The following is a 19902-nucleotide window of genomic DNA, read 5'->3' on the forward strand; positions in this document are numbered from 1 at the left end:
GGAGGGCTTGAAAATCGGCAACCCCGACCCCATTACCCATAAAAATTATGCTACCCCCTTTGGGATGGTCACAGATATATATAAGGTGAGAAGAACATGACAGTCGACGCCCATAAAGAAACTCTGAGTTTCCAGACCGAGGTCAAGCAGCTGCTGCAGCTGATGATCCACTCACTCTACTCCAACAAGGAGATTTTCCTGCGCGAGCTCATCTCCAACGGCTCCGATGCCTGTGACAAGCTGCGCTTCGAGGCCCTCTCCGATGACGCGCTGTACGAAGGCGACATCGATCTCAAGCTGCGGGTCGACTTTGATCCCGAGGCGCGCACCGTCAGCGTGACCGACAACGGGATTGGTATGAACCGCCAGGAGGTAATGGACAACATCGGTACCATCGCCAGCTCAGGCACGCGCAAGTTTCTCGAAGCCCTCTCCGAGGACCAGTCCCAGACCGCCCAGTTGATCGGCCAGTTCGGTGTCGGTTTCTATTCCTCATTTATCGTCGCTGACAAGGTGACGGTGGAGACCCGCCGCGCCGGGCTGGGGGCCGAGCACGGCGTGCGCTGGGAGTCGACCGGCGAGGGCGAATACACCCTGGAGACCGTCGAGCGCGCCGAACGCGGCACCCGCGTCACCCTGCACCTCAACAGTGATGCCGATGAGTTCCTGGACGATTTCCGCCTGCGCAGCATTATCAAGAAATATTCCGATCACATCTCTTTGCCGATCCTGATGGTCAAGCGTGATGAGGAGGGCAAGCCCACCGACGAGCTGGAGACCGTCAACAAGGCCTCCGCACTGTGGACCCGCGCGCGCGAGGAGATCAGCGACGAGGAGTACACCGAGTTCTACAAGCACGTCGCCCACGACTTCGAAGAGCCGCTCTCCTGGCTGCACAACAAGGTGGAAGGCACCCAGTCCTATACCACACTGTTTTACATCCCGAAGCGGGCACCGTTCGATCTCTACGACCGGGACAAGCGTTACGGGATCAAGCTGTATGTCAAACGGGTGTTCATCATGGACGACGCCGAGCAGCTGATGCCCAACTATCTGCGCTTCGTGCGCGGCGTGGTCGACTCGGACGATCTGCCGTTGAATGTCTCACGCGAGATCCTGCAGCGCAATCGCCAGATCGACACCATTCGCAACGGCTCGGTGAAAAAGATTCTGGGTCATCTGGGAAAACTGGCCCGGGACGAGCCGGAGAAATACAGCGAGTTCTGGCAGGCCTTCGGCAACGTCATCAAGGAAGGTCCGGCCGAGGATTTTGGCAACAAGGAGAAGATCGCCAAATTGTTCCGCTTCGCCTCCACGCAGAATGACAGCGATGTCCAGAACGTCTCACTGGACGAGTACCTCGAACGCATGCAGGACAAGCAGGAGAAGATCTACTTCATCACCGCCGAAAGCTACGCTGCGGCGAAAAACAGCCCCCATCTGGAGCTGTTCCGCAAGAAGGGCATCGAAGTATTGCTGATGTACGATCGTGTCGATGAGTGGATGATGTCCTTCATGGATGAATACAACGGCAAACCGTTCGTCTCCGTCGCCAAGGGTGCACTGGATCTCGGCGAGCTGGAAGACAAGGAAGAAAAAGAGAAAGCCGAACAGGCGGAGAAGGATTACCAGTCTTTGCTCGAACGGATGCAGAGAGTACTGGAAGGCAAGGTCAAGGAGGTCAAGGTTTCGCATCGCCTCACCGACTCGCCCTCCTGCCTGGTGGTCTCCGAGAACGATATGGCCATGAGCATGCAGAAACTGCTCAAACAGGCCGGTCACAACGTGCCCAATATCGAGCCGGTACTGGAGATCAATCCCGACCATGGGCTGGTCAGGCGACTGCAGAATGTGGACGACGACAGCCAGTTCAACGACTGGGCCCTGATCCTCTTCGAGCAGGCCATGCTCAGCGAAGGTGGCCAGCTTGAAGACCCGGTCGCCTACGTCAGTCGCGTCAACCGCCTGCTACAGGAACTCGGCAACTAAAAACTGATCAGAAAACTACGATCTGAGTTTTCGGCGTTGTTATCCCGGCGCAAAAAAGCATTCCCCGGCAAGCTTCAAGCCGGGACCGGGATCCAGCTCTGTGCTAATGCCCCACTGCCGGGTTCCGGCACTGGCTGGGTTTTTATAAGGGCGTTATCACCAAGACACGAAGGCATGAGGAAAAATTAATACACTTCGGGACTTCGCATCTTCGTGGTAAAAACCAGTCCGATACAGGAAATATCAGGTAGCGCTGAGCACAACCTGACCTATCCCTGACGCTCAGAACTCAGTACCTGCCCGCAGGGCACAGGCAATGATATGTTAGAGATAACAATAATCAATACTATAAATCCGACTAGCACCAGAACACGCAGGCAATGGCTTCAGCTATCCAACAGGCATTTCCCTGGTTAAACGAACACCTTTATATTTTTCTGTGTCCTGTGCAGCTCTGCAGTAAAAATAAAACGCCCCGCTATTTTCGATAGCGGGGCGTTATTTCTCTCGTGAAGAGCCCGATTCAGGCCGCCTGGATAGACTTGTCGCCGGACTGTTTTTTGTCTGCTTCGTGAATGTCCCGCAGGCTGACGCTGCTCAGGTAGTCATAGACCATATCGGACAGCTGTTTCCACAGATGGGCACTTTCCGGAGCGCCATGGCCGGAGGAAACATTCTCTTTCGGCTTGTCGTTACCCGGCAGGTCGATGGCCTTGACGATGTCGCCGACGGAAATCTCGTCGATGTTCTTGTTCAATACATAACCGCCGCCGGGACCGCGCACGCTGCGTACCAGACCGTGTTTGCGGAGCAGGGCAAAGATCTGCTCCAGGTAGGAGATAGAAATGTTCTGGGTGTGCGCCAGGTAGGCGAGCGTGACGGGCCGATCGGGGCTCATCGTCAGTTCCAGCATGGCCTTGGCGGCATAGTCTGCTCGTGATGAAAGTTTCATGATTTGGCCTCTTGATGGTTTGGGTTCGTTCTCGGTCTCTACAATTTACTTGTCTAACAACTTAGGATTATTCCCCTAGCATGACAATGTGTATGCTGTGAACAATTGTAAATTTCAACCCTGTCACTCGTAAGGGATATGGAGGATAATCTATATCAAACAGTTAGTTACGTGATTTTCCGGTTACATTGACCGCTTTTTCTTGGGCACATAAAAATCCGGATGGTTCCGCTGTGCCGCGGTGAGCTACGCTCGCTGGTATAGTAGGGCCCGACCGCAGCCGGGCGGCGGCAGGACTCTTTTCCGGTACCAACACAGGTGAGATGATTTTGATGCAGGCACTCGACGCGGATGCGCTCTATACCCCTTGTGACCCGGATCGACTCGGGTTCAAAAGCACGGCGGAACTGGCCGATCTGGACGGATTGCTGGGCCAGGATCGGGCCGAAGAAGCCCTTCATTTCGGTCTGGGTATTCGCCGGCACGGCTATAACCTGTTCGTGCTGGGCCCCAGCGGGATGGGCAAACACACCATGGTGCGTCAGTTCCTGCACCAGTGCGCCGCCGATGAGCCGGTTGCCCATGACTGGATCTATGTAGCCAATTTTTCCAAGCCTGAAAAACCGCGCGCCATTGAACTGGCCGCCGGGCGGGGTAGCGCCTTTGCCCGGGATATGCGTCAGCTGGTGGAAGATTTGCGTTCGGCGATCCCCAATGCGTTTGAAACCGAGCAATATCATGCCCGGCTGCAGGAGTTACACGAAAGTTTCCAGGAGCGCTCGCGAGAAGTCTTTGCCGAACTGGCCGAAGAGGCGGAAAAGCATGGTGTTACCCTCGTGCGTGCCCGGGACCGGGACGAATTCAGTTTCGTGCCGCTCAAGGACGAGCACCCGATGAAATCGGAAGAATACGAGGCATTGTCGGAAGAAGAACAGCAGCGCCTGTCGGCGGTGATCACCAGCCTGGAAGACAAGCTGCGCGGTATTCTCCATCAGCGCAGTCAATGGCAACGGGAGTTGCGCGAGGCAATCAAGACTCTCAATCGCGAAGTCGGCATGTTTGCGGTCGGCCACCTGATCGAAGACCTGCGTGAAAAATATAACGATATAGCAGCGATTAACGATTACCTCTCTGAAGTGCAGGAGGATGTCATTGATAACCTCAATGCCTTCCGCGATGAAGAAGAGGAAGAAGTGGTGATGTGGGAGACGGGCAAGGCCGAGCAGTCGTTCCGTCGTTACCAGGTGAATGTTCTGGTGGATCACAGTGAGGCATCGGGGGCGCCGGTTGTCTACGAGGATTTACCCATTTTTCAAAATCTGATCGGTCGCATCGAATATGTCTCGCAGATGGGAACGCTGGTTACCGATTACATGTTGATTCGATCCGGCGCACTGCATCGTGCCAACGGCGGCTATCTGGTGCTCGATGCGCATAAAGTCCTGACCCAGCCCTTTGCCTGGGAAGCGCTCAAGCGCGTGCTGTATGCCGGTGAGATCCATATCGAATCGCCGGCGGAAATGTACAGCATGATCAGCACTGTGAGTCTGGAACCGGAACCGGTCCCCCTTGACGTCAAGGTTATCCTGGTCGGTGAACGTTATTTATACTATCTGCTGCAGGCCTACGATCCCGATTTTGCCGAGCTGTTCAAGGTTCAGGCCGATTTTGAAAACAGTCTCGACAGTAATGACGATAACCAGAACCTCTATGCCCGCCTGCTGGCGACCCTGGTACGCAAGGACCAGCTGCTCCATTTTGATCGCGATGCGGTAGCCCGGGTAATCGAGCACAGCCGGCGTGCAGTGGAAGATACCCAGAAGCTGTCGGTGCATATGCGCAGTATTAACGATTTATTGCAGGAATCCGATTACTGGGCCCGTCAGGGAGACCGTGAACTGGTTATTCGTGCCGATGTGCAACAGGCGATCGACAAGCAGATCTATCGTTCCGATCGGGTACAGCAACGCATCATGGAGGAGATCCGACGCGGAACTTTGCTGATCGACACTAGCGGTGCGGTGACCGCGCAGGTCAATGCGCTGGTAATCAACGAACTGGGTCGTTTTGCCTTCGGTCATCCCAGCCGTGTCACCGCCACGGTGCGGGTCGGCGAGGGAGAAGTGGTGGATATCGAGCGCGAGGTAGAACTCGGCGGCGCGATTCATTCCAAGGGTGTAATGATCCTGACGGCCTACCTGGCCGCGCGCTTTGCCGGAAGCAAGCCGCTGTCTCTGGCAGCGACGCTGGTGTTCGAACAAAACTACGGCGGCATCGAGGGGGACAGCGCCACCGTTGCCGAGCTGTGCGCCCTGTTGTCTGCGCTGGCCAGTATCCCGGTGCGCCAGTCACTGGCGGTGACCGGCTCGGCCAACCAGCGCGGTCAGGTACAGCCGGTCGGCGGGATTAATGAAAAAATCGAAGGCTTTTTCGATGCCTGTCAGGCCATCGGCCTCAATGGCGAACAGGGAGTAGTGATTCCCTCTACCAATGTCGAGCATCTGATGCTGCGGGAGGATGTTGTTGCAGCGGCACGCGAAGGACACTTTCATATCTACCCGGTGAATACCGTGGACGAGGCGATCGAAGTGCTGACCGGGATCACAGCCGGCGAGGCCGATGCGCAGGGCGAATACCCGCATAACTCGGTGAATTATAAAGTCAAACAACGGCTGGAGGATTTTGCCGAGACTCGCCACGAGTTTGCCAAGCCGGGTGATGAAGACCAGGACGAGGGACCACAAGGACAAGGATAACGATGATGATGCTTCCTGATACCAGCCTCTGAATGTGCCGGGACGTGACCGGGTAAAAACACCACAAAGCGCAGGCTTGAAATCACGCTGGCGGTACCCATAACTTCGATACACTTTATTTATTCAACCCGGACATTGACGGAGTTAGCGCATGAGTATGCAAACGGTCATTGAGGAGAAACTCTCCCAACAGATTCATCCCTCGCATTTGCAGGTGATCAACGAAAGTGATAATCATAATGTGCCGCCGGGCTCCGAATCACACTTCAAGGTGGTGATCGTCTCCGACAGCTTTGACGGCAAGCCGCTGATCGCCCGTCACCGGATGATCAACGAAGTTCTGGCCGATGAGCTGCAGAACAAAATCCATGCTCTGGCGCTGCACACCTACGCGCCGGACGAATGGCAGGAGACCGGTCAGGCGCCCGATTCACCCCTGTGTCACGGGGGTGGGAAATAAGGGGCTAGGTGCTAGTTGCTAGGGGCTAGGGACAGCAAACTTTCCGGCTCGCAGGGTTGTAAGGAAAGGGTCCGATGCAGTGCTTTTTTTAGCAGCTCGCCCCTGGAGACTTGGACTCGATTTGTCATATTGACAGCGTGGCTTCGTGAGCGGTACACATTATCTCTCGCGGAGACGCCACGACGCAGAGAAAAGATCACCTTTTATTCTCCGCGAGCTCGGCGTCTTTGCGAGAGGTAATTACATTGTGTCGTGATAATACGGATCGTTCTATTCAGGCAGGTCAATTACCGGGTAGGTCAGGTTGCGCGCAGCGCTACCTGACACCCTTCTATTCGCAGGGTGTCACGGGGGTGGTAAATAAGGGGCTAGGTGCTAGTTGCTAGGGGCTAGGAACAGCAAACTTTCCAGCTCGCAGGGTTGTAAGGAAAGGATCCGATGCAGTGCTTTTTCTAGCTGCTAGCCCCTAGAGACTAGCCACTTTCTCCCCGGGGGGCATTTGCAGGTAAAAACCCTGCTCTTCTATTGCGGCGATCACCTCGGCGCCGGTACAGCGGGCCAGCTGACGCTCCGGTGTCACTGCCAGTTCCAGGAAGCGTTCGGTTTCTCCCAGCAGGTTTTGTATATTCTCCGGCACGGCCGACCAGTCATCTTCCCCGGGCAGGTAGACGTATAAACCGGGCTTGCGCCGGCTGCGATAGATGTAGCAGTTGATAGGGTTCAATTGATGGTGACCTGCGAGGTGGCGTTGGCCAGCGCCGATTCAATCTGTTGTAACCGCTGTCGTGCTTCGGGCAGGGTGTGACCCTGTTGCCGGGTGTTTTCCAGCAGGCTTATGGCGTCCTGGTAAATGGTACTGAGCTGTTCGGCATCAAACAGTTGTAGAGCCGTATGGACCGCCTGTTCCGATTCACTCAGTAATGCGGGGACCAGTTCGTGCTGTTCAACAGGCGACTCGGGCAGAATGATGTCAGCGACAAACACTTCGTCGGCGAGCCGATTATGCAGCTGACGCGCCTGTTCTTCCTCATCCAGCTTGTTCAGGGCCACCGGGTCGTTGGCCGCCCCCTGACGCACGGCGACCATGATGACCTGCACGAGTTTGTTGACGGCCTGTTTGATCTCGCTGTGATCGCCGGGCAAGGCACAGCACTGGACATAACACTGATCCAGTCGTTCCTTGATATCCAGAATGACATCGCTGTCACTGTTGGGTTTGAGATCCATCGCTTCCTGAACCAGATCACGGAAGTAACGCAGAAAGTGATTGAGCTCGGTTTCGTCCTGTTCGCGCGCCTGTATCACCTGATCGGCCTCAAGATTTTCGCCATCCGGGAACAGAGGATTGCGGTACTTGCGTTGCAAGTGCCGTTCGCGGGGACCGGGTTGCTGACTGAACTGGATTGGCATGAGATAAACCGGCCTGGTTGTGTGGATCCGTGAATGATACCGGATTTTTCCGTTCTGTCAGAATGCTCCGTACTCCGAACAAAAAAAGACCGGCCTGACGCCGGTCTCTTGCCCAGAGAAGTAACCTTGTCAAATCAGACGCAGCCGGTCGGCTTGGGCAGGCCGCCCCACTTGCAAATCAGTTTCATCGGGCCTTTCTTGAAAATGTCGTACAGCTCCTTGGAGGAGACGCCCGTCTGTTTGGCAAATTTGCGAATCGGCGGGACTACGCCGTCTTCTTCATACATATGACGTGCCTGATGGATGAGTTCCATGATTTGATCGTCAATTTCCATTTCGTCCTGCTTGGCCAGTTCTTTGGCGACTTCTTCTGACCAGTCGTCACGATCGACGAGAAAGCCTTCGCCGTCCAGATTCAGTTCCACTGTTATCAACCTCCTGATTGAAAGAATGTGTTTTGGTGCTGCCCAAAATTGTCTTATAACCTTAGCAAAAGACTCGGGTATTTGGCAAGGGGCTCGCGCCCTTTTTTCCGTATGTAGAACAGGGTTACTGTTTCGTCTGGTGGCGAATCCGGGCCGCCAGACGCTCGGGATCGGGGTGTTGTGTGGTGTCGATGTCAATGGCCCGGTCCTGTTCCCGGCTGTTGAGGGGATCATGATGCTGCAACTGGGCCTCGAGCACGGCCAGATCCGCCTCGGAGGCATCTCGCCCGGCCTGCTGGCGGTGGCGGATCCGCTCGCGCAACACATCGGGCCCGGCCTGCAGGGCAAGGATATGAAACGGCACGCCACAGCGGGCGGCCAGTTCGACAAAGGGCTGACGGCGGGCGTGTTGCAGGAAGGCGGCATCGACAATCACCGTGTAGCCCGCCTGCAGCAGGTGCTGGCTCAGTTCCTGTAAATGGTAATAGAGCCGGTCGCTGGCCTGGGTCGAATACTTGCCGGTGCCGATGTCCTGATCGCTGTCGGCCTCGCCAAACAGGCGGGCCCGCTCCACGTCGGAACGCAGGCGCACCGCGCCGAGCGACTGCAGCAGGCCATCGGTGACGGTACTCTTGCCGCTGCCGGAAAAGCCCATCGTGATCAGCAGGGCGGGGGAATCGCGACGGCTACCGGCCACGGCCAGATCGAGATAGTCATTCAGTTCCCGGTGGTGGCGCGGCTGCTCATGCTGGCCCAGTTCGATGGCGGCCACCTTGGCCCGCACCATGGCGCGATAAACCCGGTAGAAGGGCAGCAGATCCAGCCCGGCATAATCACCGGTCTGCTCCAGGTAACGATTGAGCACATACCAGCCAAGACCACTGGCGGCATGCGCGTCGAGATCCATAATCAAAAAAGCGATTTCATTGAGGGTATCAATCCAGCGCAGGGCCGGGTCAAACTCGATACAGTCAAAGGCGATGACCTCATCCTGCCACAGGGCAATGTTGCGCAGATGCAGATCGCCGTGACATTCGCGGATAAAGCCGTTGCGATGACGTTGTTCAAACCGGCTGGCCAGCTGTTGCAATTGTTGTTCGCTCCAGTCTGCTACTTCGGTCAGCCGCGGATCATCGGCCAGTTGTGGCGCCTGCTGGCGAATCTGTGAGATGTTCTCATCACAGGGGTAACGGATCGCCTGCGGGGTACCGTACTCACTATCGGGCGGGGCGGCGGGCAGTTGCTGGTGAAATTCCCCGATCAGGGCGGCCAGTTGATCGAGATGGGTCAACGTCAGTTGCTGCTTTTGCAGCAGATGATCAAACCCCTGATCGGGATCGAATTGACGCATCTGCAGCGCGTATTCGATCACCTCTCCCTCGGTCTGTTGGGGGTCGGCCATCACGATGCCGTCGGCGGTCTCGATCACCGCCAGAACCTGCAGATAAATCGGTGCTGCCAGACGGCGATTCAGACGCAGCTCTTCCTGGCAATAATAGTGGCGCAGGTCGAGGGTGCTGAAATCGAGAAAGCCGAGATCCAGCGGTTTTTTGAGTTTGTAGGCAAACTCACCGGTCAGTAATACCCAGGAGATGTGGGTTTCGATCAATTCGATCGTGGCAACGGGGTGCGTATAGGCCGACGGTTGTTGCAACGCTGCCAGCCAGGCTGGAGTTTGCGCCTCGCTCATTGGTACACTGAATGTATTATCTTCATAGGCTCAGCCTAGCGCTGATCGTCGATCGGGACAATCACATGTCGTCGGATACCTCCACACCAATGCGCCTGGACAAATGGCTGTGGGCTGCCCGGTTTTACAAGACCCGCAGGCAGGCCAGCGAGGCGATCAGTGGCGGGCATGTGAAACTCAACGGCCAGCGCAGCAAACCCGGAGCCCGTCTGCAGACGGGGGATCAAGTGTACATTCGCAAGCAAATGCTGACCTTTGACATCATCGTGCGTGAACTCTCGCCGCGCCGGGGCCCGGCCAGCGAGGCACAAAAACTGTACGAGGAAACAGCCGAAAGCGTTATCCGGCGGGAATCGCAGCAGGCCGCGCGACAGGAACAGGCGCGGCTTAACCCGCGTCCCAAACGCAAGCCGGATAAACAGGAGCGGCGCAAGATTATCCGGTTTGTGAATAAACATACCCGGGAGCCCTCATGAGCCGGCCCGAAACGCCGTTAGTGACGGTGGATATCATCATTCGATTGAACGATCACCCCGAACAACCCCTGGTGCTGATCGAGCGTAAAAACCCGCCTTATGGCTGGGCATTGCCCGGTGGCTTCGTCGATATCGGGGAAACCCTGGAGACAGCCGCGGTGCGTGAGGCGCGCGAGGAGACCGGATTGCAGGTTGTGCTGGAGCGCCTGCTGGGTTGTTATTCGGATCCAGCGCGCGATCCCCGCGGGCATACCGTCAGTGCGGTGTATATCGGCTATGCTCGCGGCGAGCCCCGGGCGGCGGACGATGCGCGCGCCATCAGGCTTGTCAGCCCGACGGAATTGCCGGAAAAACTCGCCTTTGATCATGCGCTTATTCTTGATGATTACCGTCATTATCTGGTTACGGGCGAGCTGGCGCCGGTGCGCGAATAGCGGGGTTGTATCGTAAAAAATTGCCCCTATATTTACCGTTACGCAAAAAATTGACACATTCTAAATTTCAGGAGAAATCCATGGCGACCGTAGAACTGACCCCCGAAAACTTCAAAGATGTCATCGAGCAGAACGATTTTGTGATTATCGACTTCTGGGCGCCGTGGTGTGGTCCTTGCCAGTCTTTCGGTCCGGTCTATGAAGAGGTATCCGAAAAACACGATGATATCGTCTTTGCCAAGGTTAATACTGAAGATCAACAGGAAATGGCCGGTATGTTCAACATTCGCTCTATCCCGACCCTGATGATCTTTCGCGAGCAGGTCATACTCTACTCCGAGGCCGGCGCACTGCAGCAGTCCGCATTTGAAAAGCTGATCGAGGACGCCAGGGCCCTGGATATGGAAAAAGTCCACCAGGAAGTCGCCAGGCAACAGCAGGAACAGGAACAACAGCAGGCCCAGTCCTGATCTTTTAAAATCTCACCACCAAGACACGAAGACACCAAGGGAAGACAATTTAAAGTTTTTCCTGTGGTGTCTTCGTGTTTTTATGCACGGTGTAAATATTTTATCGTGCATCCCTTTACCTCTGAGTAGAGTTGAAAAGGGATTGAATAAAATTGACTTATTTTACTTCGTGTCTTTGTGCCTTGGTGGTGAATATCTTTTAGGTTCAAGACACGAAGACACCAAGGGAAGATGTTTGACGATACTTCCTGAAGGTGTCTTTGTGCGTTAATGCGCAGTGAGTTCTTCGTGGCAGGTCTGTTGCCGGTAAATTAGAATAATATGCGGGTAAAAGTTATATTTTTTTACTTGGTGTCTTCGTGGTGAATATCTTTTTTTTACATTAACCCGCGAAACGGCTGCACCTCGACCAGGGTGCCGGCGTCGATATTGTCGGCTTCCAGCGGCAGGATGATGAAACAGTTGGCGCGGCTCATGCCGCTGAGGATATGCGAGGCCTGCATACCCGCAGCCGTAACGCCCGGGTTGCCCTGTTCATCCAAGGTCAGGATGCCGCGTTGAAAGTCGGTGCGTCCGGCGCGTTTTTTCAATGGCTCGCGACAGGGCACTTTGAATGTCAGTGGCGCTTCCGCCTCTTCACCCATCAGGCGACGCAGGGCCGGCAGGGCAAACTGGTAGAAGGTTGCCATGACCGACACCGGGTTACCGGGCAGCCCGAAGAACCAGGCGTCTTTAACTCGCCCGAACGCCAGTGGTTTGCCCGGTTTCATGGCGATCTTCCAGAAACTGACTTTGCCGAGTTTATCCAGGGTCGTTTTAACGTAATCGGCTTCACCTACCGATACCCCGCCGGAGGTGATCACCGCATCGGCCTGATCGGCGGCCTGTTCAAAAGCCGCTTCGATCGCCTCGGGCACATCCCGGATGACACCCAGATCCAGAATCTCCACGTCCAGTTCCCGGAGCATGCCATACAACGTATAACGGTTACTGTCATAAATCTGGCCTTCTTCCAGCGCTTCACCGACAGGGCGCAACTCATCGCCGGTGGAGAAAAACGCCACCCGAAGTTTGCGCGCCACAGTGACCTCGGGCACACCCAGCGAAGCCAGCAGCCCGATCTCGGCCGCGTGCAGACGCTGCCCCTTTTGTAACACCACATCCTCCACGGCAATATCCTCGCCGGCGTGACGCACGTTCTGTCCCGAGGTGTGGCCATTGCCAAAGGTGATGCGTTCGCCGTCGGCGGTGGCGTGCTCCTGCATGATCACTGTGTCGGTGCCAGCGGGCAGCTTGGCACCGGTCATGATGCGTACGCACTGACCGGCCTGCACTTCCCCATCGAACGGGTTGCCGGCGAAGGCGGTGCCGATCAGATCCAGGCTGGTGTCCCCGTCGCCGAGATCGGCGCCGCGCAATGCGTACCCGTCCATGGCGGAGTTTTTGTACGGCGGCACATTCAGTGGCGAGTGGACATCCTCGGCCATGACATGGTTGTGCGCCTGCATCAGTGGCAGTCTCTCGGTTTCTGCTATGGGCGTGATGCTGTGCTGAATCTGTTCCAGCGCCTGTTCCACGCGCAGGTTATTGGGATCAAATTCATCGCAGGAGGGTTTGGCGGACATAGGCGGTTACTCACTTAAACGGGATTTGTTGCGAGCCGGGATTATGCCATATCAGACGCGATTCTGCCGGATGAAGGCCTCGATAAAGTCGGCAATGGCCGGCGGGTTATTGATGTCGAGTACGGTTAATTGCCTGTCGATATCGGCGGGAAGTTCCGTCACCAGGGCGATAATCTCGGGATCGTCGATATACAGCGGCGAATGCGAAACTACTTCACGATACACTTCCAGCCTGGGATAGGCGGCGTGCTTGAAGCCTTCCACCAGGATCAAATCCAGGCGGTCACAGTCCAGCTTTGCGATCAGTTTGTCCAGTTGCGGATCGTGGTCCTGTTGCGGGGTTTCGCCAATCAGTGCCCAGCGATATTGTGAGGCAACCAGCATCTGACTGGCACCGGCATGGCGCAGTTCATAGCTGTCCTTGCCGGGATAATCGATATCAAATTCATGATGCGCGTGTTTGATAACGCCGAGCTGGTAGCCGCGTTCGCGCAGGAGGGTAATCAGCCGGGTGAGCAGGGTGGTTTTACCACTGCCGCTGTAGCCGACAAAACCGAGCAGGGGACAGGGCGCTTCAATCATGATAATCCAGATTCCAGTTGTTGCGGTTCGTTGATGTTGATCAGCGTATCGGGCTGATCAGAATAATCCACCAGGGCGTGGGACTGGCTGCGTATCCATTCCTGCACCCGGTGCCGGCCCTGCTGGTAATAGTCGAGCAGCGCAGCTTCACAGGAACGGTGCAGCAGACACAGCGTGCCATGCAAGTGCTCTCCGTCAGTGACCGCGACCACGGGGACCTGTTGCTGTGCGGCTGTCTCACTCAGGCGGGCCACCAGATCACCCGGCAGTCGCGGAGTATCACAGGGCGCAAAACAGAACCACTCGCCATCACACTGTTGCAGAGCACTGTAAAACCCGGCCAGGGGACCGGGAAAATCCGGCCATAGATCTCCGACCACCGGATAGCCATAGCGTTGATAGGTTTCCCGGTGCCGGTTGGCGTTGAGACACAGCCTGGCTACCTGGGAACCCAGTCGTTCGCAAACATGTTCGATCAACGGACGTCCGTGGTAGCCGAGCAAGCCTTTGTCCTGCCCCTGCATGCGCCGGGCACGGCCGCCAGCCAGGATGATGCCGGTAATGCTGGTGGGTGCGGGTAAGCTCATGGCGGTTCCGTTGCGATCAAAATCCCAGTATATCGTGGCTTGTGGTCCGGTGCGTCACTCCCTAAAGATCATCCTGTGTCGGGCCGATAAGGTAAAACTGCAAGCAATTAAATCACTCAACACGGCCCCGGGTTTCCATGTCCACTATCGATGCCACAATGAAAAATGCTGTCAATGGCATGCAGGCCGGTATTACCACTGCCCGGCGCGCGGCTTCCCAGATCGCCTCCGGGCGCGGCGACAGCGAGTCTCTTCAGGATCTCAAACAGGCCGAGAGGCAGGTCGCCAGTAACGCCAAAAGCGTGGAACAGGCCAACGAAGCTCTGGGCGGGGTTATTGATGTCAAGGCGTGAGCCCGTTACTGGCTGATACCTCTTGCAATGCTATTCGGCCGGATATTCGCAAACCGGGTTGTTTGCCGGCGTCTCGCCGGTGCTGAAGCAGCGAGGAATTTGTCCTGGCATTGCCGGAGACCGGGAAGGACGATGCCATGATCCTTGCCGATCAGGTCCGCTCACGTATTGCCGGTCTGGAATTCTGCCGGGCTGAGAAAGACTTTGGGATCACGATCAGCACTGCAATCAGATCAACCGCTATTCTGACATTGTCATCAATATCTGACTACACCGCCAGGACACGAAGAGCCCAGGAAAAATGATTCAAGAAGCCGTAACGATCATGCCGGTTTACTAATATCGACGACGGCGGGTAGTTTCCATCGCGAGGGAAAACGGGGCCCCGGGAATACAGAAAATTGACCTGGTGTCTTCGCGGGGAACACGCTGGTGATTTATTCAGCAAACTCGATCGCTTCGCGAATCGCATCAATGCCTGCTCTGGCACATTCATCATCCACGTCGCCGCTGATCTTTTTTGCGGGGGCGCCGGAGATACCCACGGCTCCGTAGAAATGCCCGCCCATGCGGACCGGCACACCACCCCCGATCAATAACACTTGCGGGGCAAAGCGCAGATTATCAAAATCACCTTCCTGCATGTCGAGCGTGGACGTCTGGAAACTGGCGGCGGTTTGGGCTTTTAGCCGGCTAACGTCGATGGTGTGGCTGCCGGCCAGCGGATCGCGCGCCATGGCCAGCAGTTTGCCATTGCGATCAACCACGCTGGAAGTCACCTGATAGCCCTGTTTACGACAGGCCTGGGCCGACTCGACAGCCAGCTGGTTGGCCAGCTCGAAGGAAAGGATCCGGCTGGTGATATAAGCCGGTTCGGCGTCGGCGATGGGACTCAGGAGTAAAGTCGGAAGCAGGACTAAAGAAAGATAGCGTTTCATGGCGTTTTAATCCTCGAGTGTAGAGGCTTGATGTTGTTGTAATGCCCACAGCACATGTTCACGCACCAGTTCGGAAGAGTGGCCGGTGCGGGCCTGCAGGGCGGCGATTACCCCGGGCGAGGTGGCCGCATTGCCCAGTGCCACGGCGATATTGCGTAACCAGCGTTCGTGGCCGATACGGCGAATCGCCGAGCCTTCCAGATTCCGGTTGAAAGAGACGTCATCCCACCGGAAAAGTTCCACCAGACGCGCAGCATTCAGTTGCTGACGCGGATCAAAATCCGGCTCGTGGCTGTAGTCGGCAAACCGGTTCCAGGGACAGTACAGCTGGCAGTCATCACAACCATAGATTCGATTGCCCATCGGTTTGCGCAATTCCACCGGGATCGGTCCTTTCAGTTCGATGGTCAGATAGGAGATACAGCGTCGGGCATCGACCACATACGGTTCGACGATAGCATTGGTGGGACAAACATCGATACAGGTCTGGCAGGTACCGCAATGGTTGCTGGACGGTTCATCAACCGGCAGAGGCAGATCGGTATACAACTCGCCGAGAAAAAACCACGAGCCGGCATCCCGCTGCAGCAAATTACTGTGTTTGCCAATCCAGCCGAGGCCGGCTTTTTCGGCCAACGCCTTTTCCATTACCGGCGCGCTGTCGACAAAGGCGCGATAACCGAAGGGCCCGATCTGTTGCTGGATACGATCGGCCAGCTGTTGCAGACGCTTGCGCATCAGCTTGTGATAATCACGGCCCAGCGCATAGCGCGAGATATAGGCCTTGTCGGGGTGATCCAGCAATGTCTTGATATCGATCGTTTCTTCGGGCAGATAATCCAGGCGGACACTGATAATGCGCAATGTTTCGGGGACCAGCTCGGTCGGCTGGCTGCGTTTTGTTCCGTGCCCGGCCATCCATTGCATCTCGCCCTGGTAATCCCGGCTCAGCCATTGCTGCAAACGCGCCTCATACTCATCCAGATCAGTATCGGTGATGGCGGTCTGCTGAAAACCGAGTCCGGCGCCCCACTGTTTGATCTGCGCCGCCAGCGCCGACCAGTCGGGATTGTGCGCGGCCTGCTTGTTTTGGCTGTGACTCATGATCATAATCATAGCCTTATGACTCATCTGCCGCATGATCTTTATACCGCCGACCAGTGCCGTGAACTCGATCGCATCGCCATCGAGGAAGAGGGGATGTCCGGTTCCATATTAATGGAGCGCGCCGGCGAGGCCGCTTATCGTCTGCTTGGCCGGCGCTGGCCCGGGGCACGGCGCATTACCGTGGTCTGCGGCACCGGCAATAACGGCGGCGATGGCTATGTGGTCGCGCGACTCGCACACGCCGACGGGCGCGAGGTTCGGGTGCTGCAGGTCGGGGATACGGATAAATTACGCGGCGATGCCCTGGCCGCTCTGCAACGCTTGCAGGGCATGGATATTTTTCCCGAGCCGTTCGAGTCGCAACCGGTCGAAACGATCGATCTGCTGGTTGATGCCCTGCTGGGAACCGGCGTCCAGGGCGAAGTGAATGAGCCCTATGCCACGGCGATCGACTGGTTCAATGCGAGTGGCAAGCCGGTGCTGGCGCTGGATGTTCCCTCCGGCCTGGATGCCAGCACCGGTCAGGCGGGCGGCCGGGCTGTGCACGCACAGGAAACCATTACCTTTATCGGCACCAAGACAGGATTACTGACCGGGGACGCGCCGGATTATGTCGGCCAGCTGGCATTCAGTTCCCTCAATCTGCCGGCCCGCGTGCGGGGGCGCGTGAGCCCGGTCGCCCGGCGGCTCGACTTTGAAACCTTGCGCCAGCAGCTGCCGCGGCGAGCGCGCAACAGCCATAAAGGGTTGTTCGGGCATGTCCTGATCATCGGCGGGGATCAGGGCATGAATGGCGCCGCCCGGCTGGCCGGCGAAACCGCCCTGCGTTGTGGGGCCGGGCGAGTGAGCATCGCGACCCGCGCCGCCCATGCGGCTACCCTTAACAGTGGTCGTCCGGAACTGATGTGCCATGGCGTGGAAGACGGCGACACGCTGCAAGCATTAATTGAACAGGCTACAGTGCTGGCGGTGGGCCCCGGTCTGGGGCAGGGCGAGTGGGGCCGGATGATCTGGTCGGTGATCGAGGCGTGCGACACCCCGCAGGTGATCGACGCGGACGGACTCAATCTGCTGGCCGGCAATCCGCAGCGGTTCGAGCAGCGGATTCTTACGCCCCATCCCGGTGAAGCCGCTCGCCTGCTGAACCAGAGCCCGGCCGAGGTACAGGCTGATCGGCTGGCGGCAGTGCGCCGTCTGCAGAGGGCGTATGGCGGGGCCGTGGTGCTCAAGGGGGCCGGAACATTAGTGAGCACTGACACAGGTAACTCAGTGTGTACGGAGGGCAATCCCGGCATGAGCAGCGCCGGCATGGGCGATGTGCTCACGGGGGTGATCGCCGCCCTGTTGGCGCAGGGGCTGGAGCTGGAAACGGCTGCGCAACTGGGGGTCTGCCTGCATGGCGCAGCGGCGGATCAGGCTGCCGGAGCCGCGGGTGAGCGCGGCCTGCTGGCGGGGGACCTGTTCGGGCCATTGCGCCGACTCGCCAACCGGTGATCCCGCAGACCAAATTCTTTCTCCCGCGGGCATGCCGTTATTCGAAAAATTCCGCTAAGCTTGGATTGATGGAAAAATATCTCGACAACGAAGCGGCCACGGTGCAGCTGGGTCGGCGGCTGGCTCGTCTGTGTGTGGCACCCTGTCTGGTGTTTTTGCACGGCGAGCTGGGCGCCGGCAAAACCACGCTGGTGCGAGGGCTGCTGCAGGAAATGGGGCACAGGGGGCCGGTCAAAAGTCCGACCTACACCCTGGTTGAGCCCTATCATTTTGATCATAAAAAAGTTTTCCATTTCGATTTGTATCGACTTGGTGAGCCCGAAGAGCTGGAATACCTGGGCTTTCGGGATTACCTGGATGATCATTCGCTCTGTCTGGTGGAGTGGTCCGAGCGGGGCAAGGGCCATCTCCCCCATCCCGATGTAGAGGTGTATCTCGAGCCACGCGGCGAGGGACGTCAGGCACGTCTGATCGCTCACGACCAGGCCGGCGAGGCCCTGCTGGCCCGGCTGGAGCCGTTTTGAAAACCCCGCAGGTGCGACAATCTCGAAAAAACTCTAGAAAGCCTGGCTATCTTCATAATAAATATCAAATTTTTACTTGATTTATTCCCCCGCCCGGCACAATAATAAATTACACGCAGGTAACACGGGAGGAGAGCACCATGCGTACAGCTCGGGCGCTGTTATGGCTGATGTTATCCGTCATACCCCTGACCGCGGCAGCCGCCGGGGTACAGGTGGAGGGGGTGCGCATGTGGCCGGCACCTGATCACACCCGGCTGGTGCTGGATCTGAGCCAGCCTGTGGATCATCGTCTCTTTGCTCTGGAAAATCCCGACCGCGTAGTGATCGATCTCAAGGATTCCCGTTTCCCCGGCAGCCTGCCGGCTCTGAGCTATGAGGAGGCCCTGATCGAGAATATTCGTTATGCGCACCGCGAGGATAATCAGCTGCGCTTTGTGCTGGATCTCAATTCCCAGGTGCGCCCGAAAAGTTTTGTTCTCAAACCGCAAGGCGAATACGGTCACCGTCTGGTAATCGACCTGCATCAGCCGCAAAGCAAGCAGGCTGCGCCGAAGGTGACCAAGTCGGTTACTGATGGCAAGCCCCGAAATCTCATTATTGCCATCGATGCCGGTCACGGCGGCGAGGATCCCGGTGCCCTTGGCCAGCTCGGCACAAGAGAAAAAGATGTGGTCATGGCTATTGCGCGCAAACTCGAAGCGATGCTCAAACGGGAGCCCGGCTTTGAACCGGTGATGATCCGCACCGGTGACTATTACCTGAGCCTGCGCGAACGCGTGGAAAAAGCGCGGCGCGCGCAGGCCGATCTGTTTATCTCTGTCCATGCCGATGCCTTTCATGACCGTCGCGCGCACGGTTCCTCGGTCTATGTCATCTCGGATAGCGGCGCCAGTAGTAAGGCCGCCCGTTTCCTGGCCGAAAGTGAAAACAGTGCCGACCTGATCGGCGGGGTCAGTCTGGATGACAAGGAAGATCTGTTGAAGATGGTGCTGGTGGATATGGTGCAGAACTCCACCATCGAAGACAGTCACCGGGTAGCCAGCGAAGTGCTGGGCGGTCTCAAACACGTCAATCACCTGCACAAGCGGCAGGTGGAAATGGCCGGCTTCCGCGTGCTCAAGGCGCCGGATGTCCCGTCGATCCTGGTGGAAACGGCGTTCATCTCCAACCCGGGTGAAGAACGCAAGCTGCGTAGCACTGCCCATCAGACCAAACTGGCCCGTTCCATGTTCTACGGCGTCAAACGTTACTTCGCCCGTCATGCTCCGGCCGGGACCGTGCTGGCCGAACGCAAGCCGCAGCGTCACCGGATCGATCGCGGCGACACGCTCTCCGGCATAGCCGCCCGCTACCGGGTCAGCGTCTCGGCGATCAAACAGCACAACAACCTCTCCGACAACATGCTGCGCGTCGGTCAGGTGCTGCAAATTCCCGTTATCTGAATAGTCAAATAAAACCCAACGCAGAGGCGCAAAGACGCAAAGGACGCAGAGTTATTATTTCGGCTTGTCTGGTGTGTCTGTCTCAAGTGTATGACTGGAACGTAACAGGATATTACACGAGTCTGGGATACAGCTTCTGATCCAGGTGTTTTGCTGTAGCCATAATTAAATTTTCAAATTACCTT

At 56.9% G+C, this 19902-nt stretch carries 20 protein-coding genes; 10 read left to right on the plus strand and 10 right to left on the minus strand.

The window, feature by feature from the left end; all coding sequences use genetic code 11:
• The first annotated feature begins 96 nt into the window (after positions 1 to 96).
• Positions 97 to 1989, plus strand: coding sequence for a molecular chaperone HtpG (htpG, locus tag R6U90_RS02095; protein ID WP_410351005.1), 1893 nt, complete (start codon positions 97 to 99; stop codon positions 1987 to 1989).
• A 523-nt stretch (positions 1990 to 2512) separates the two neighbouring features.
• On the opposite strand, the gene R6U90_RS02100 is transcribed toward htpG, so the two are convergent.
• Entirely contained in the window at positions 2513 to 2941 is a 429-nt protein-coding gene (locus tag R6U90_RS02100; RefSeq protein WP_410351006.1) for an RrF2 family transcriptional regulator, read from the minus strand.
• A 332-nt stretch (positions 2942 to 3273) separates the two neighbouring features.
• On the opposite strand from R6U90_RS02100, the gene R6U90_RS02105 reads away from it, so the two are divergent.
• Positions 3274 to 5697: a Lon protease family protein gene (locus tag R6U90_RS02105; protein WP_410351007.1), complete on the plus strand. Its 2424-nt coding sequence runs from the start codon at positions 3274 to 3276 to the stop codon at positions 5695 to 5697.
• 151 nt (positions 5698 to 5848) lie between these two features.
• The gene (locus R6U90_RS02110; protein ID WP_410351008.1) at positions 5849 to 6157 is read left to right on the plus strand and encodes a BolA family protein; all 309 of its coding nucleotides are present in this window, start codon (positions 5849 to 5851) and stop codon (positions 6155 to 6157) included.
• A gap of 466 nt (positions 6158 to 6623) precedes the next feature.
• Here the strand turns inward: R6U90_RS02110 and R6U90_RS02115 are convergent, their stop codons facing one another.
• From R6U90_RS02115 to R6U90_RS02130, 4 genes are all read right to left on the minus strand, one after another.
• A complete protein-coding gene (locus R6U90_RS02115; RefSeq protein ID WP_410351009.1) occupies positions 6624 to 6881 on the minus strand; it encodes a YcgL domain-containing protein in 258 nt (85 codons plus the stop codon).
• Positions 6878 to 7567 carry a hypothetical protein gene (locus tag R6U90_RS02120; protein WP_410351010.1) on the minus strand — a complete coding sequence of 230 codons (690 nt, stop codon included), beginning with the start codon at positions 7565 to 7567 and terminating at the stop codon, positions 6878 to 6880. The genes R6U90_RS02115 and R6U90_RS02120 overlap by 4 nt, the downstream gene beginning before the upstream one ends.
• A 134-nt stretch (positions 7568 to 7701) precedes the next feature.
• Positions 7702 to 8001, minus strand: coding sequence for a TusE/DsrC/DsvC family sulfur relay protein (locus R6U90_RS02125; RefSeq protein WP_410351011.1), 300 nt, complete (start codon positions 7999 to 8001; stop codon positions 7702 to 7704).
• 115 nt (positions 8002 to 8116) lie between these two features.
• Positions 8117 to 9682, minus strand: a complete 1566-nt coding sequence (locus tag R6U90_RS02130) for an AAA family ATPase (protein WP_410351012.1) — start codon at positions 9680 to 9682, stop codon at positions 8117 to 8119.
• 65 nt (positions 9683 to 9747) lie between these two features.
• Here R6U90_RS02130 and R6U90_RS02135 point away from each other — a divergent pair, with 65 nt between their 5' ends.
• From R6U90_RS02135 to trxA, 3 genes are read left to right on the plus strand one after another with little or no spacing between them, the layout of a single operon-like run.
• Entirely contained in the window at positions 9748 to 10158 is a 411-nt protein-coding gene (locus R6U90_RS02135; RefSeq protein WP_410351013.1) for an RNA-binding S4 domain-containing protein, read from the plus strand.
• The gene (locus R6U90_RS02140) at positions 10155 to 10592 is read left to right on the plus strand and encodes an NUDIX domain-containing protein (RefSeq protein WP_410351014.1); all 438 of its coding nucleotides are present in this window, start codon (positions 10155 to 10157) and stop codon (positions 10590 to 10592) included. Before R6U90_RS02135 ends, R6U90_RS02140 begins: the two co-directional genes overlap by 4 nt.
• Before the next feature lie 50 nt (positions 10593 to 10642).
• Complete coding sequence (trxA, locus tag R6U90_RS02145) at positions 10643 to 11062, plus strand: thioredoxin (protein WP_410351015.1); 420 nt, start codon at positions 10643 to 10645, stop codon at positions 11060 to 11062.
• Positions 11063 to 11439: 377 nt separating this feature from the next.
• On the opposite strand, the gene moeA is transcribed toward trxA, so the two are convergent.
• The 3 genes from moeA to mobA are packed head-to-tail and all read right to left on the minus strand — an operon-like array spanning position 11440 to position 13856.
• Positions 11440 to 12687 carry a molybdopterin molybdotransferase MoeA gene (moeA, locus tag R6U90_RS02150; RefSeq protein ID WP_410351016.1) on the minus strand — a complete coding sequence of 416 codons (1248 nt, stop codon included), beginning with the start codon at positions 12685 to 12687 and terminating at the stop codon, positions 11440 to 11442.
• Between the two features lie 51 nt (positions 12688 to 12738).
• Positions 12739 to 13269 carry a molybdopterin-guanine dinucleotide biosynthesis protein B gene (mobB, locus tag R6U90_RS02155; protein WP_410351017.1) on the minus strand — a complete coding sequence of 177 codons (531 nt, stop codon included), beginning with the start codon at positions 13267 to 13269 and terminating at the stop codon, positions 12739 to 12741.
• A complete protein-coding gene (gene mobA / locus R6U90_RS02160; RefSeq protein ID WP_410351018.1) occupies positions 13266 to 13856 on the minus strand; it encodes a molybdenum cofactor guanylyltransferase MobA in 591 nt (196 codons plus the stop codon). The genes mobB and mobA overlap by 4 nt, the downstream gene beginning before the upstream one ends.
• A gap of 137 nt (positions 13857 to 13993) precedes the next feature.
• Here mobA and R6U90_RS02165 point away from each other — a divergent pair, with 137 nt between their 5' ends.
• Positions 13994 to 14209, plus strand: coding sequence for a hypothetical protein (locus tag R6U90_RS02165; RefSeq protein ID WP_410351019.1), 216 nt, complete (start codon positions 13994 to 13996; stop codon positions 14207 to 14209).
• 437 nt (positions 14210 to 14646) lie between these two features.
• Here R6U90_RS02165 and R6U90_RS02170 read toward each other — a convergent pair whose 3' ends face one another.
• Positions 14647 to 15147: a GlcG/HbpS family heme-binding protein gene (locus R6U90_RS02170; protein ID WP_410351020.1), complete on the minus strand. Its 501-nt coding sequence runs from the start codon at positions 15145 to 15147 to the stop codon at positions 14647 to 14649.
• 6 nt (positions 15148 to 15153) lie between these two features.
• Positions 15154 to 16251: a tRNA epoxyqueuosine(34) reductase QueG gene (gene queG, locus R6U90_RS02175; protein ID WP_410351021.1), complete on the minus strand. Its 1098-nt coding sequence runs from the start codon at positions 16249 to 16251 to the stop codon at positions 15154 to 15156.
• An 18-nt stretch (positions 16252 to 16269) separates the two neighbouring features.
• On the opposite strand from queG, the gene R6U90_RS02180 reads away from it, so the two are divergent.
• The 3 genes from R6U90_RS02180 (at position 16270) to R6U90_RS02190 (ending at position 19717) form a co-directional block, all read left to right on the plus strand.
• Positions 16270 to 17748: an NAD(P)H-hydrate dehydratase gene (locus R6U90_RS02180; RefSeq protein WP_410351022.1), complete on the plus strand. Its 1479-nt coding sequence runs from the start codon at positions 16270 to 16272 to the stop codon at positions 17746 to 17748.
• 68 nt (positions 17749 to 17816) lie between these two features.
• A complete protein-coding gene (gene tsaE / locus R6U90_RS02185; RefSeq protein WP_410351023.1) occupies positions 17817 to 18272 on the plus strand; it encodes a tRNA (adenosine(37)-N6)-threonylcarbamoyltransferase complex ATPase subunit type 1 TsaE in 456 nt (151 codons plus the stop codon).
• Positions 18273 to 18412: 140 nt separating this feature from the next.
• Positions 18413 to 19717: an N-acetylmuramoyl-L-alanine amidase gene (locus R6U90_RS02190; protein ID WP_410351024.1), complete on the plus strand. Its 1305-nt coding sequence runs from the start codon at positions 18413 to 18415 to the stop codon at positions 19715 to 19717.
• The last annotated feature ends 185 nt before the right edge of the window (positions 19718 to 19902 follow it).

Origin of the sequence: Thiohalophilus sp., assembly GCF_046483665.1 — a bacterium.
GTDB lineage: Bacteria > Pseudomonadota > Gammaproteobacteria > UBA6429 > Thiohalophilaceae > Thiohalophilus.